The following is a 15,370-nucleotide window of genomic DNA, read 5'->3' as shown; positions in this document are numbered from 1 at the left end:
TGTCAATTTAAGATATTGAACATTAAATGCCAAATATTTCAACGAAAATATACTTCTACTTCATTTTTTTTTGATTTTGTATAAGTTTTATACACTAAAACATATTGTAAGACGGTAATAAAGTCTTAACTTTAATTATTGTTTATTGAATTTACATTATCGGAAAGAATTATAAACATAACTTCAAAATAAATTATATGAAAGGATTTTTAAAAACCACATTCGCCGTAATCATTGGACTTTTTATTTTTTCGATGGTCTTATTTGTGGGAGGAAGTGTCACATTAATGGGAATTATCGCGGCAGCATCTAGCGATAGCTCTGAACCAACTATGATCGACGATCAATCTGTATTAGTACTAAAATTATCCCAGCCACTAGCAGAAATAGGAGAAAATGACCCATTCGAAGCTCTCAATTCAAGTTATTTTCCATCGAACGGATCTGTAAGCTTACAAGATTACTTAGATGTAATTGATAAGGCTACTAAAGATGACAAAATTGCAGGTATCTATATCAAAGGAGGAACTTTTGGTGGTAGTATGCCGATGGCTTTAGAAGTAAGAGAAGCTTTGAAAGCCTTTAAAAAAGAAGGTAAATTTATTTATGCTTACGCCGATTATATTACTGAGGCTGGCTATTATGTGTTAGCAGAGGCGAATAAGATTTACTTGAACCCAATTGGAGGGTTAGAGTTTAATGGTCTTTCTTCTGAGATTGTTTACTTGAAAAGATTTTTTGAGAAGATTGGTGTGAAGCCTGAAATTTTCAGAGTAGGTAAATACAAAAGCGCAGTTGAGCCATTTATGACCGATAAAATGAGTGCTGCAAACAAAGAACAAATCTCTTCTTATCTTAACTCTTTATATGATGAATACTTGGTTGGTATCAGCGAATCAAGAGGTATCAAGTTAGAGGAATTACAAAATATTTCTGATAAAATGCTGATTAGAAATGCTCATGATGCTCAACAATACAAATTCGTAGATGAGTTGGTTTACGAAGACGAAGCAGAGGCACACATCGCAGAAATGTTAGAAGTAGAAAAGTCAAGTGATGTTTCCTTTATTAAATATAACAAATACAAAAAGGCTTTTGATGCTAGAGGAAGAGATCTTGATAAAGAAGGAAAAGTAGTAGTATTAGCTGCAGAGGGTGATATCATTTATGGTAAATCAGAAGGAGGTAACAAAGCTATTACTAACGTTGATCTTGTAAAAGAAATCAATAAGTTAGCAGATGATGAGTCTGTAGATGCTGTTGTTTTAAGAGTGAATTCTCCTGGTGGAAGTGCCCTTTCATCTGATTTGATTTGGAGAGCAGTTCAAAACTTAAAAAAGAAAAAGCCGGTAGTTGCTTCAATGTCTACTTATGCTGCTTCAGGTGGTTATTATATTTCTATGGGATGTGATAAGATTGTTGCTTACCCTAATACGATTACTGGTTCTATTGGTATTTTCGGTTTAATGTTTAACCCATCAGAGTTGTTGAATAAGAAATTGGGTATTAAAACTTATGCTGTGAGTACGGGTGAGTTTTCTAATTTCCAATCTCCTTTAGATGATTTTTCAAAAGAGGATTTTGCAATCATACAACAAAGCGTAGAAGAAGGTTATAAGACTTTTACTGAAAAAGCAGCAGAAGGTCGTCATATGAACATCGATGATTTATTGAAAGTCGCACAAGGAAGAGTTTGGACTGGTGTTCAAGCTAAGCAAGTTGGTCTAGTAGATGAACTAGGTGGTTATGATACTGCAATCAAAATTGCTGCTGATTTAGCTGGGTTGGAAGAAGATGCTTATAAAGTAAAGCATTTGCCAGGAGAGATTGATTTCTTCCAGGAAATGTTGAAAAACTTGGAAATAGAGACTCAAGCTCGTTTGAAAAAGAGCCTATTAGGAGAATACTCTTCTGAAACTGATAAAATCATGAATTGGATGAATTCAATGAAAGGTGTTCAAGCTAGAGTTCCTTATTTAGAAGAAATTGAGGGATATTAATTTCCTAAAAAAAAAACCATTTACTAATTTTAAAACCTCACTTATTTAACAGTGAGGTTTCTTTATAAACTAAATTCAATTATTCATTATTAAACAGACTTCCATGAAATATCTTTGTTTAACTCTACTTTTAACTTCTATTTCATTTTTATCATTTGCTCAAAAATCAATTTTAACTACTGTAAAAGGGCAAGATGTCTTAGTTGATAGTATCAAAAGGAATGATTCAAATCGTTATACTGTATTTTACAAAATGATAAGTGAATCAGATCGTAATTTATACGGTGATCATACCTTAACAACCTCAAGAGATTCCTTAGCTGTATTATTTCCAAATACTGTCATTAAACGCTTTTTGGGATCGGCAATTGTAGATCAAATTACTGACAAACAAATGGGAATAGTCTCTATGGAAGATATTCCTGGTACTAGAGTGAAAATATTAACAGTAGTTGAATCAATTGTTCCCTCTGGTATAGGTAGGTCACGAATTATCGAATCTACTACTTTAATTGATGCTGAACAATTAACAACCTCAAGAACAGATGGAACGGATACAAAGCAAGGTTCTGTTTCAAGACGTCAAAATAAGGCACCAAGTCAAAAGGAAACCAAACTACTAAACCTTTTTAATGTTGGGGGGATTAATTTTCAGAATATAGCTACAAATGATGCCATTTTAACCTCTAAGATAACAGGTTTATTAATAGAAGGTTGGGATTTAAAATTTGTTAATAGTGCTGTTGAATCTAATGCAGGTGAGGATGATGCAACAGGTATTTTCTTAACTAGGTATATTTTTATTAAGTAATAAAGGTTATTTATACCTACTTGATCAATATAAAAATCCCACCTTCATCGAGGGTGGGATTTACTTTTTCTAACCAATTGAATTATTTAAACTAATCCCAATTCAAATTTCTTTTTCAGTTTGCTTAGTTCTTAAATAAGTTGATTAAGGTTTTCATCAATGAAGGACTTCACCAACCGTTCATGATGTAATGAAGGTTGATGAAGTTTTGGTTAATGAATTACTCCGCACATGGCGTAATTGTAGAATTGTCAATTACTGTTTCCGACCAAGTCATTGGGTCAAACTCAACGAGGTTTAATGTACCATTGAATCTCCAATCATCTCCAGCAATATTTTCAATCAAACCAGCAAATACACACCAATTATTGAATGAACCTGGAGTAGCGACTACATTAATAGTAGCTCCTTCAATGACTTGAACAGTAGTCAGTAAAGTCAATTCAGCACCTTCAGCGAAGTTGATTGCAGTGCCATCACCACCAATTTTCACTACGCCACCATAATTGATGTTCGTTACAGCATTTAAAACATTGATTTCTTGTACTTCATAGTTTGTAGAACCTACCATTAAGCTAAATGCTTTTGTTGCAGTTAAACCATTGAAAGCATTGATATTGAATGGTTTTGTAGCACTACTTGAGCTATACAAGTTTATTCTTACGTTTTCAATTCGTTCAATCATATTGAATCCATAAACCGCTTCTAAATTCTCATTTCCATCAAAAGCTAAAGTATTGTAACGACCTAGTTCTGTTAAAGCATTGAATCCATCAACTGTAGTAAGATTCGCATTTCCTTCTATAGTGAAATCAGCACCAACTGTTTCTAACATTCCGAATGTGAAAATAGAAGTTAAACCTGTGTAAACCGGATCTTCTCCACCAATAGGAGGGAAACCAATAAAACCAACCCCTACATCGCTTCCTGAGTTGTATAAAATACTGAATGAGCCACCTACAGCTTTTAAAGCATCAAAATCTATTGTTTCTAGTTTCTCATTAGAGCTGATTACAAATTCCCCTTCAACAGTAGTTAATTCCGGAGCGTATAATCCAGTCATCACGATGTTCTGATCCATTTCAAAATCACCGCCAGCATATTCTAAACTGCTTAAGTCTAACGTTTCAACTGCAGTTGCTACAATTTCCATATCACCCGAAACAACAGATAACGCCGATAAATCTACAGTTGTTAGGTAGGTAGATGCATCATTTGAAGGAGAAGCACCATCTACTTCGATTTCACCACCTACAATAGAAAGTGAAGGGAAGCTTAAAGTAGCTAAGACATAGTTGTTTTCAACTTTCAAATCCTCACCAATTGATTTCAGATTTGGCATCTCTACATTTTCCAAGTTCATTTGGTTTTCAATAGAAAGATTACCCGCAATGTTTTCAACGGCCCATTCTACGTCAGCAACATCTACAAAAGAAACGTGGCCACCTATAAATACTACATCTTTCAATGCATCAGTTTGATCATCATTATTGACTTGAACGTTACCTGAAACGATCGTATAATTTGAAGTCAAGAATTTTGTATAATCCTCATCAGTGATCAGAGGACCCCACCAGATTTCAGATTGACCGTTGACTACATTTTCTAATTCTTCAATTAAAGCACTGTTGTCAGCAACATCACCTTTTAAAGTTTCTAACTCTGTTAAAACACCATCAAGTTGTTCTTGAAGTAATTTGTCAGCTTCGCCGTTGTCAGTGAGTAGACTGTCGCTTTCTGTTTTATAAGCATCCAATAGTAATTGTAAAGCCTCTAAATCTGTTACCACCGAAGAAATATCTCCTTGGTGTGATGTACTTTCAGTTTGTAATTGAGCCACTAAAGCCATTAAATCTTCTATTGTAGCTTCTAAAGATGCAGCATCTTCACCACCAATTGAATCTAAGCGTTTTTCAACGGCTTCTACTCTTTCTGTTAATGAATCAAGATCGGCAGTGTCACAAGATGATAAAAATGAAGACGCTACTAAAGCGGACAAAATGATTTGCTTTTTCATGTTTGATAAAGTTTAAATGAATAGAAATTTGTTTTTTAAGTGGGGGAGAGAGACGTTCTCCCCCAGATAATTCTGATTATTCTACAATCAACTTGATGCTTTCTTTTTGTTGTGCATCAATCATTAATCTGTAGAGGTATATACCGGAGTTGAGTTGATTCACATCCGTTGAAATGAGATGTGTGCCGGTAGGTAAAGTATCACGATATATTTCTTTTACTTTCTGACCTTGAAGGTTGAAAAGCTGGATTTCTACTTGTGATGATTTCATCAAATCCATCTGTATGTTGGATACATTATTGGCGGGGTTCGGGAAGGTTTTGATGGTGTATTCTAATTCACCTTCCGTTCCTGTAACTGATCCTTCTACAACTACATAAGCGAATTTGTAAGAGAAACCACCATTAAAATCATCGGCCCCATAAGCAATTAATGCAATGCCTTCTTCTTTAGGAATGATAATCACTTCATCATCACCATAAGCCAACTCGATTAAGTCAGGATTGAAGTTTTGAACAAATACACCCAATTGATCTTCATCTAAATCATAAACGATGTCAGTGATATTGATTAATTCTAATTCCTCTCTATAAGCATTTAAGAAGATGTCATCAATTTGAATTACTTCTGGCACTCTGTTGCTGTTCATGACTTCTACCGGTATCTGAACTGACTTTTCAGCGCCAAATTCATCCGTAGCTGTAAATCGAACTTCATATTGACCTTCATCTTCATAGTCAGGAGAGAAAGTCAATTGAACTACTTTTTCATCGATTGGGTGAATTACACCAAAATCAATAGTTGAATCTAATGTGTAAGTCAACGCATCTCCTTCTGGATCGGTAATGATAAAGTTGAATGTGCTGTCACTTCCTTCATAAAGCGTAATGCTTTCGTCTTCTGATACCGGGACATATTCAAAGTTTGGTGCTTTGTTGGTGTTGACATAGAAGTTGATGTCAGTTTCTGGCTCAATAGGATCGTTGCTTTTTAATCGAATGATGGCCCATTGATCACCATTACCCAAAAACTCATTATTGACAGAGGCATTGAATGCTAAACTTTGATTTTGCTTTACTGTACCTTGATGCTGATCTAATGACAACCAACCTTCATTGGCAGTTTGTGACAATGCTCTAGATTTCCATAAACGAGGGTTTAATGGATCAAATCCCCATTCTTCTCCTTGATTAAAACTTACTAGGTTGTCTTCAAACTTATAATCATCAGAATAGTCAAATTCAAAACCCACTTGGAAATAAAGAGGAGGGTGGTGAATCACTAACCAGAAGTCGGTATTTTCAGGAATAAATACACTCTGTCCCAATTCCCAAAGCATCCAAGTGTGACCATAAATCGATTGGAATTCGATGTCTTCCGAATGTAAAAGATTACTTTCCAATGGTTCATCTCCACCAATATAAACTTCTACTCTAACCGAATACATTGCTTCATGAATATAGTTCACATTGGATTTTACGTGCGTCATCATAAATCCACCTTTTGGAGATTTCATTTTTGAAGCCACACTTGTAGGAGCACCGCCTAAACTTGCCCAGTAGCCAGCGGCCACCGTATTATTGATGTGTTCTGAAACCACTGAATCCGCAAAAGTAAGTGTTTCATCTTCTTTTAATTCAGGAAGCTCTTGTCCTTCTTTTAGTTTATAAATGACCTCTGCTTCGTACTCCAAATCAGAAACGCCTTTATTGAAAACAGAGAACTGAGCTGTAATCAAATCAATTAGATTACTTTGGAAAGTGGTATCTGTAGTAGAAACACTGATGCTTGGAGCTTTTACTACTTCAGCAGTAAGTTGTGTGGTTTGTCTGTAACCATTGTCAGCGACTACCGTGATATTTTCAGAAAGAGTTTCTAAACCTTGAGGAGTATAATGAATTAATAAAGGAAGTTGGCCCTTAGCAGGGATTTCTAACTTTGTGTATACTCTTCCGTCTTTGTTCCTTTGAATGGTTCCACCTGAAATGGTTGTAATTTCAAAATCAGCTTCCGAATCATACATTAATGAATCAATTTCAAAATGCTTTGTTCCAGTATTGTTGATGAATAATGTATCAGTGGTAACCACATTTTCAACATAATAGATGGTTCCCAATGCTAAAGTTTCATCAATTTGTGGGGCAGGGGCACCATTTACTTTAAAAGTTACGGGAACCCTAATTATTGAATCTGCCTTTGCACTATTACTTAATACATAAACTGTATCGATGTACGTGCCATCATAAAGGTTTTGAGCATCGAAAAGTAAAGTGAACTCTTTAGAGGCATTTGGCTGTAAAGTTCCTTTTGACGGCGGAGTGAATAAAATGCTTCTATCATCATTAAAATCTTCACCAAATATTTGTTCCCAGTCTACACCTGCTCTACCAAGGTCTTGCACATATTTTTCGTCAGGACTTTCGATACCAAAGTTAAATTCACCATCAAAGTTGTCCACTTTATTATATCTGAATTCAAATTGTCCTGTCTTGAATAATACCGCTTGGAAAGTGGCTGAACCTGGCATAGCAAAACCAAACTGAGACGTCATATCATACCATTCAAAAACTGCGTAATCTTCATAGGTTTTATAATAAAGACCAGCTGTTGGGATAGAAGGATTAGGTTCAAATAATGCCCAAAGTGGAGCAATCATGCCTTTTTGACTATCGTCTTTTTCGAAAATTGAATAGGTATTTGAAGTAGAAACCTCAGGCTCAACTACCGTTAAGAAACCGTGTTCGTTCATCCAAACTTTTTCATATTCTTCTCCATAGAACATAAATGCAAATGGTAATTCGATTTCATAATAAGCGTCTGTTTGAACTTCAATTTTATTTTCTGGACTTACAATATTCTCCCAAGTGTAATTCAACATCGGTTGAGCGTCCTCTTGTGTATCCGTTACGCCATATAAGAAAGAAAGGGTATCGAAGAGGCTTACTGAAGTATAATCTAAATCCAATGATTGTACTTGACCTTTCGGTTGAAGAGTATACCATAGCTCATGATCACTACTTTGATTGGTTAAAGTGAATGATTTTGTACTGCTTGATTTTGCCTCTAATTCAACTTCAAAGCTTGCTTGTGATAATAATGGAGAAGGATTTTCATAGGCATTTCCTTTTAATTGGATTGTGTATTCCTCCCCATTTGATAATGTGATGATGAATTCCTCTGTATGACTTCCAGAAGTTAAAGGAGTGTAATTGATCTCCAATACATTTCTGCTTTCAGGGTTGATCGGGTAAGGCAATTGTGTAGTGAATTCAAAATGTTCCAAGTCACTAATTGCAACTATCTCCACCGCTTTGCTACCTGTATTCTCAAATACAATGGAATCGCTTGCAGTTTGGTTTTCGATCAGAGGATCAAAAGTGATCTCACTTTTCTCTAATTCAAGATTTAATTCACCGGCGATTGTTAATTCAATATCCAATTCGGCAATTTCATCTACTCCATTATTGAAAATAAAGAGCTTATTTAGATGAAGACCATCGTATAACCTGAATGCTTGGGCATCAATCTCTAAAGTGATTTCTTGCTCTTCTCCTGGTAATAATAAACCAGCTTTTGGTGTTGCTTCAACAATAAATGGAGCATCTTCATGACGTTGGAAACGGATGATTAATTCATCTTTCAAAGGAGATACAAAATCATATTCTCTCTTGTTGGCAGAACTGGATTGAATTGTGATACCATAGTCTTCTTCCATATTTTGAATACCAACCAACGCTTGATTGTACCAATCCGCTTTTTCAATGTCTTTGTATCTTAATTCAAAATCACCATTCTTAAATAATACGACTTGAAGCGTCATTCTACCTTCTTGCGACAATGATTTTATATTATCATATTGGATAATAAATTGATCCCCTTTTGTTTCATAGAAAATATCACCGCCCCATTCCTGATTTCTGTAATCGTACATTGGGTCGAAGTTTTTCCAGAGCAATGCAATAGATGCTTCCGAAGTATTAGTATATGGGAATGATAAATCTTTACTCATACCACCTGTCCATATTTTACCGAAACCTACTACACCATCAGGGTTGATATTGATATGATCGTAAGTGCCATCAAAGAACGGGAATTTGAAACCAACTGGAATATTATCTGCATTCAAGAAACCTATAGTCAAGTGTCTAATGCTTGTACCTGTTTTTGAGATATCGGTGAATGTGCCCGCAATTGGTCCATCTTCTTCATCACTTGTGATATAAGTATAAATAGATTCCACATTTCGAGGCTTTCCATCTCTGTTACCTGAAGGATACCAGCCGTTTTCAAACAGCTCTCTTAATTCATTATGATTGGCCGTGTACTTTTCAAAAAGATCCGTTGGAATCCTGTATTCCAATGGATAGTCGCCATCATTTTTAATGGTGAAAGTAGTAGAGAAAGGGGCCTCATCAAACTCTTGTTCTAATACTATTTTTTCTTCTGAAACGGTGAGAACTGCTGGGTCAGCAACATTGGCAGTGATTAGTAATTGTAGTTCACCGATGTTTGTATTCAATGTTACGTACCCTTGTTGCATACCCAATGAAGCAGGAGTGTAGTGAAGGGGAAGAGAATAAGTTTCGTTATAATCCACTCTTACTGTATCTGAAATATTGACTTCAAGACCTTCTATTTCTGTTGATCCATCATAAATCACTAAATCTCCAAACCCTGTATTTTTAATATCAATACTATGTCTTCCCAACACATTTGTAAATGTATTTTGAAGGGCATTGATCGATGGATAGTCCAATTCAGGTTGTTGCCCCGTTACAGTCAAATCTACAAAGATGGTAGCGGCAGGGTAGTTGGGGTCATTGGTGTAAAAACCAACCGCTGTTTTATGAGAACCGTTGACTAATGAACTTGGGTCTAATTTTAATGCTGGAGTACTAGACTGATAAGGACCTACTTCACCACTAACTGGATCAACATACGCCCAAGCTCCGTCATTTCCTGTACTCAATGCTCTTACTTTTAAGAGATAATACCAGATGCCACCGGATAGGTTTTGTACATCTTCGAAAGTACGTCCACCATTTTTACTGATCCAGAACATACGGCCAGGGTTTCCGGTGTAATCTCTGTTAGACGTAATCGGGAATTCTTCTCCAAGTGGGTGATGCATGACTACCCAAAATACTTCACTGTCTTCAAAACGGAAGTTTTTTGTCAATGGAATTTCGATCCAACCTAAGCCTTCTTCTGTAGGTGTAAATTCTTGAGTGTGAATTGTAGTCGCATTAGTTGGAGCATCCGGTTCACCTTTTCTAATTTCAACGATAATAGGTTCCGTTGTATTGGTGATATAAGAGAATGCTCCAACGTGCGTTAAGTTAAAAGAGTAATCAGAAGTAATTTCAAAACGTGTGGCATGGACAAAATTGACTGTTTTTGCCGTCTCTGGTCCTAATGCCTCCGTAGGCCATTCATCTCTATCATAAAATAAACCTGCTCTGTAATCTGTGATTTGAGGGTAATTATAGAAATGATCTTCACGTTGAATATTTTGAACAGCAATATTGGTTGTCAAATTACTGTTTGGAGAAGCATAACCAATTTGTTTTTCTTTTGTAGGAAGGTGTAAATTGAGTGTTGGTAATCCTTTTTCATCATAAGAAATTGAAGCCAAACCGTTTGATCCATCTTGTGTAGGCTCTTCAAGATCTTCTTCAGGAATATAACCGTAGTTTTTTGCAAAAGCATCCCACTTTAATGTTCCTCCTTTGGTATTTTCTATAAATAAGGAAGTCTCCAAAGAAGTTTGTTTAGAAACATCAACTGTTAAGAAAATACTGTCTTGTGCTAAAACTAATCGAGGAGCTTCCGCAGTTGTTACTTTTAAAATGTTGGAGAGTTCAGATGTATTCCCCCATTTATCTTGAGCAACGGCGGCAAAATAGAAATCTAATCCCTCTCTGGTATTTCCAATGGAAAGCGTAAATTGATCACCTTCTTTTAGGTTGTTTTCAAAAACGTAAGGCTGTAGATTTTGATAATTATCCTCCGTTAGTGGAAGATCACTAAACCATACATAGAAGTAAGCAGGTTCACCATCATCGGGGTCTCTAGGAACATTCCAAGTGACATCAAACTCATTGTGTAAGACATTTTCAGCTTGAAGGATTACTTCTTCAGGGGCATCACCATTATTGACAGAAAGAGAATTAACGGCATTTAAAATACCTTTACCCACTAAACCATTCCAATACTCGTGCATGTCTGGATGAAAAGGAGCGGAGAAATCTACAATTCTTTGTCTTAATTCTTCTGGTGTGAAGTCTTTATGACCAAACTCAGAAAGTACTAAAGCGGCTACACCTGATACATGTGGGCAGGCCATTGAGGTACCTTGAAAATAAGCATAATTGTTGCCTGGTACAGTACTCAATACACCTTCAATTTCTTGCTCATACGTTGCTCCACCAGGAGCCAAAATGTCGACCCATTCACCATGTGTAGTATATTGAGTAGGCATATGGAAAGGGTCAGAAGCAGCAACGGCTGTTACGTTTTCGTGGGCACTTGGGTAAATTAATTGATGTGCTCCCGTATTGCCTGCGGAGAAGAAAACAATCCCACCTTTCATTGGAGAACCCTCATAATGACCAGCTTCCGCTACGAAATAATCAATAGCGTCCATGACTTCTTCTTCATAGAACCCGACAGAGTTGTACGACCAACTGCTTTGTGCAATGACAGCACCGTTATCAGCGGCATAGACATAAGCATTTTCTGCACCCGAAGAAGCTCCGGCTTGCAAGAAAATTTGACATGACATTAAACGTGCACCTGATTCTGCAGTACCATCACCACCTGCAACACCCGCTACGCCAATACCATTATTACTTCTAGCGCCAACGGTACCACCAACGTGTGTTCCATGATCAGTCGCTGATACATTGCCCCCTGCCACGAAATTATAACCGTTGATGTCATCAACATAGCCATTTTGGTCGTCATCAACTCCCGGTTCTCCATTTAACTCTGCTTCATTGACCCATAATGCTCCTTTAATATCATCGTGATTGGTATCAATACCACCGTCTACAATTGCAACTACCACATTTGGCGTTCCTGTTGTGGTTTTCCAAGCTTCCGCCAAATCAATATCTGCATCTTCTTCACCCACTCTCGTACCATCGTTTTCATAATGCCACTGCTGATCGATCAAAGGATCATTGAAAGTGAAAGATTGTGTTCTTTGATTGCTGTTCATTTCTGCCGGAATGAACTTTTGATTGGGTTCAATATAGCTTTTCTTATAAACGGGCTTGACGATTTGAGTACCACCTAATTGTTTATAGTTTTGAACCATCTGCATAGGGCTGATATTTTTGTCGAAAGTGACTTCATACCATAAATGCAGGTTATGTTTACGGTGTTTTTCTTCATGTTGTAATGAAAATGGGAACACCCTTTTAAAGCTCTTTATGTTCTGATTATTGTTGAAATTATCAATTGCAGTAACTCCGGTCAGGTTGACTCTTGAGTCTGTACTTGGCAACTCAATAGTCCTGAAAGTCTGTGCAATTTCTGATGTAAATTTCATTCGAATTACTCCTTCTTCTACCTCAACCTCTGAAGTTTGAGCATAGAGTAGGGAGGTCCATCCCCATAAGAGGATGGATAGTAGTATGATACTATTTTTCATAAGTTGATTTTCTTCTTTTTGAATTGGTCTATTTTTGGACGTCTCTTACATATCTTACCGAAACTGCATAGCCAGTATTGATAGGAGCAATACCCACAATAGGGGTTTCATTCATTTGCATTACGCTTCCTAAACTTGTTTCTGGTGATTCGCCTTCTTCCAATGCTACCCAATAGCGGGCAAATTGATCGATTTGACCAAAGTGAGGATCATATCTTAAGTTTTGAGGTTCAAAAAATCCACCCATGATTAAGTTCAATCCACTGTCTCCACCTTCTCTGAAAGAATCACCAGCGTAACTTTGTCCATTAAACCGTTCTACCAGAGTCCAGTAATCTTCGTAAGTAGGTAACCTCCATCCTTCGGGAGTAGCCAAGGAAGCTCCTACATAAGTGTATAATCTTCCGTATCTTTTTCTTTCTTCATCAGTGGTCAATGGAGCCCCCGTATTAATTCTAGCTTCAGCGGCTTGGCCATAATACCATGAAGCTTGCCCTGTGTAGAATTCAAAATCAAAGTTTTCAGCAAACCATTCCTGGTCACCAATTCGAATCACTTTGTAGGTTTTATTATCTCTAGTATCAGTCCATGTGGTATACAATCCACCAAATGATAAAGTGACAGTATCTTTGTCTATATGCTCTCCCTTTTCAACAGTCCATTCTAACGTATATTCTTCATTTAAAATACCATTGAACAAAGAGTTTGGAACAGTTGGAGAGACGATCGTGCCTTGCTCACCACTCAATAATTTCCAAGAACCCGATGCACCTCCTGGCAAATGAGCTTGTAAAGTGAAATAGTGAGGGGCCTCTTTTGTGACAATACCAATTTGATCTTCACCAGCAAAAGCCTTCAAAGAATCAAAGTGCACTGTCATCTCATCTTTGGCCTCTTTTGAACCGTAAACATGCTTCCATTCCAAAGTATAGGTTTTGTTTGGTTGGCCTACGAATGCGGTTTTAGGGTCATGAATATTTTCAAAATAACCTGATGTATCTTCGCTCACAATACTCCATGTTCCTACTTCTCCATATTTAGTGCTGTCACCATGGAGTTGGATTTTGAAGTTATTTCTAATGGTATCTTCAAATGTGGAGTAGATCTGATTTTCCAAAGCCTTGAAACTGATGTCCATCCAGTCGGTCTTGTATTGCTCACCCGATGAAAGTTCCCATTCCAAAGTGTAAAGCTCTCCCGGTTCTCCCTTGAAGATGGTATTAGGAGCATTTTCCTCCGTCACTTCCCCATTTTCACCTCTTACTATTCTCCATCTTCCAGATTGATTTTCTTTTAATTCATTGGCTCCAATATTTGTTTCATACCCATAGTTGGCCAATTCCAATTGATCACCACCTGCGTTGGGAGTTGGTAAAGCGGGTGTTTCTTCTTGGGTAGTACAGTTGGATAAACTACAAGCAAGTAAGGAGCCGATGAATGTTGATCGAATTAGGTTTTTCATTAGTATCCTTTATTTTGTTGGTCGTTGTTTAAGTTCTCATTTGCATCAATTTCTCCCTGAGGAATCGGGAAGGTCAAACGATAATAATCATTGTCAGAAGAAGAGAAATTCCATTTTGACCAATGCTTTCCTTCTCTCACAAAAGGCAGACTTCTTCTTTTGATATCAAACCAGCGATGTCCTTCACCAAACAACTCTTTTCTTCTTTCGTTCAAAATGACATCAATTAAAGCATCACCCGTTTCAGTTGGTTTTATCGCTCCTCCATTAGAGCGTTGCATGATTTTATAAACGGCCTCAATCGCTTCTTCTGTATTTCCTAATTCTGCCTGTGCTTCTGCATCAATCAAGTACATTTCTGAAGCTCTGATTTTGATCATATGTGCATTTCCCAGTGCTTCATTATGTCCAAATTTCAATACTAAATAATTGTCGGCATCGATGGGTTCATACAAATCAAAAAAGCCTTTTCGGATATCTTGATTTTCGAATTGCTCATAAAAGACATCATCTGCTCTTACACTGCTGTAACCGTATTCTGGCCAGTAAAAAGAAGGCAGGGAGAGATAAATATTGTTGTCTGTTCGAGTGTAGTCTAAGTAGAATATTGTTTCAGGATTATTATCAAACAACATAAATCCTCCCCACATTTCTTCAAAACTCATCAGTACCAATCCATCATAAGCTTTTTTGGCGTGGGCACTTGCATTTTCCCAATCTTCCATCACTAAATACGTTCTGGCAAGTAAGGCATTTGCACCTCTTTGATCTAAGAAACCTTTGTACTCTGATTCAGACATATTGTCTACAGCCCACAAAAGGTCTTCTATTATTTGGTTATAAATTGTAGATGTTTTTTCTCTTCCTAAATCCTCACTTTCAGCCGAAGCAGGTTCCGTTCTAAGGATAACACCCAACCCTTCAGGATTCTCTTTATAGCTTTCTGCATACATCTGAATCAAGTTCAAATAACAGTAGGCTCTCAATGCTCTAGCTTGTGCTATCAATTCGTTCTTTTCTAATGCACTTGCTCCTTTGATGTTAGAAGCATTTGCAATTATCATATTGGCATCATAGATTACTTTATAACCTACAGCCCACGGATTTTCTACCCATTGGTAATTGGGTAACATTTCCATTTGATACACCTTTACAAACCATCCCCAGTTATTGTCAGAATTGATCAGTAAATCTTCTCCCATCATATCATTGAGCATAGGAACATAAAGACCATCAAAATAGGGTGAACCCAATTGGTCATAAGCACCTAATAATGTGGCTTGTGCATTTTCTAATGATTCAAAAGCGACATCAGGAGAGACCTCTGTGGAAGGTTGATATTCTAGAAAGTCTTGGCATGATGTTAAGGATATCATCATACCGAAGATGAGTATATATAAATGCGTCTTCATTGATTTTATTT

Annotated in this window: 6 protein-coding genes; 2 read left to right on the top strand and 4 right to left on the bottom strand. The window is 36.8% G+C overall.

What is annotated here, in order from left to right; genetic code table 11:
- The first annotated feature begins 197 nt into the window (after nucleotides 1–197).
- Entirely contained in the window at nucleotides 198–2,000 is a 1,803-nt protein-coding gene (gene sppA, locus IC221_RS05360; protein ID WP_188167980.1) for a signal peptide peptidase SppA, read from the top strand.
- Between the two features lie 103 nt (nucleotides 2,001–2,103).
- The gene (locus IC221_RS29495) at nucleotides 2,104–2,811 is read left to right on the top strand and encodes a hypothetical protein (protein WP_223241302.1); all 708 of its coding nucleotides are present in this window, start codon (nucleotides 2,104–2,106) and stop codon (nucleotides 2,809–2,811) included.
- 220 nt (nucleotides 2,812–3,031) lie between these two features.
- Here IC221_RS29495 and IC221_RS05350 read toward each other — a convergent pair whose 3' ends face one another.
- The 4 genes from IC221_RS05350 to IC221_RS05335 all read right to left on the bottom strand — a co-directional run bounded on the left by IC221_RS05350 (nucleotide 3,032) and on the right by IC221_RS05335 (nucleotide 15,359).
- Nucleotides 3,032–4,828, bottom strand: coding sequence for a hypothetical protein (locus IC221_RS05350; RefSeq protein ID WP_188167979.1), 1,797 nt, complete (start codon nucleotides 4,826–4,828; stop codon nucleotides 3,032–3,034).
- 76 nt (nucleotides 4,829–4,904) lie between these two features.
- Nucleotides 4,905–12,485, bottom strand: coding sequence for a S8 family serine peptidase (locus IC221_RS05345; protein WP_188167978.1), 7,581 nt, complete (start codon nucleotides 12,483–12,485; stop codon nucleotides 4,905–4,907).
- 28 nt (nucleotides 12,486–12,513) lie between these two features.
- Nucleotides 12,514–13,947 (bottom strand): FISUMP domain-containing protein, encoded by a 1,434-nt coding sequence (locus IC221_RS05340; RefSeq protein WP_188167977.1) that lies wholly within the window; start codon nucleotides 13,945–13,947, stop codon nucleotides 12,514–12,516.
- Nucleotides 13,947–15,359: a RagB/SusD family nutrient uptake outer membrane protein gene (locus IC221_RS05335; protein WP_188167976.1), complete on the bottom strand. Its 1,413-nt coding sequence runs from the start codon at nucleotides 15,357–15,359 to the stop codon at nucleotides 13,947–13,949. The genes IC221_RS05340 and IC221_RS05335 overlap by 1 nt, the downstream gene beginning before the upstream one ends.
- Nucleotides 15,360–15,370: the final 11 nt, after the last annotated feature.

Source organism: Flammeovirga sp. EKP202, assembly GCF_014534745.1.
GTDB lineage: Bacteria > Bacteroidota > Bacteroidia > Cytophagales > Flammeovirgaceae > Flammeovirga.
This window is presented reverse-complemented; position numbering and strand designations above follow the sequence as displayed.

Excerpts from the sequence above, each read along its gene's own strand:
- IC221_RS05335 (WP_188167976.1), bottom strand. The coding sequence starts at position 15,359 with ATGAAGACGCATTTATATATACTCATCTTCGGTATGATGATATCCTTA.
- IC221_RS05350 (WP_188167979.1), bottom strand. The coding sequence starts at position 4,828 with ATGAAAAAGCAAATCATTTTGTCCGCTTTAGTAGCGTCTTCATTTTTA.
- IC221_RS05345 (WP_188167978.1), bottom strand. The coding sequence starts at position 12,485 with ATGAAAAATAGTATCATACTACTATCCATCCTCTTATGGGGATGGACC.
- IC221_RS29495 (WP_223241302.1), top strand. The coding sequence starts at position 2,104 with ATGAAATATCTTTGTTTAACTCTACTTTTAACTTCTATTTCATTTTTA.
- sppA (WP_188167980.1), top strand. The coding sequence starts at position 198 with ATGAAAGGATTTTTAAAAACCACATTCGCCGTAATCATTGGACTTTTT.
- IC221_RS05340 (WP_188167977.1), bottom strand. The coding sequence starts at position 13,947 with ATGAAAAACCTAATTCGATCAACATTCATCGGCTCCTTACTTGCTTGT.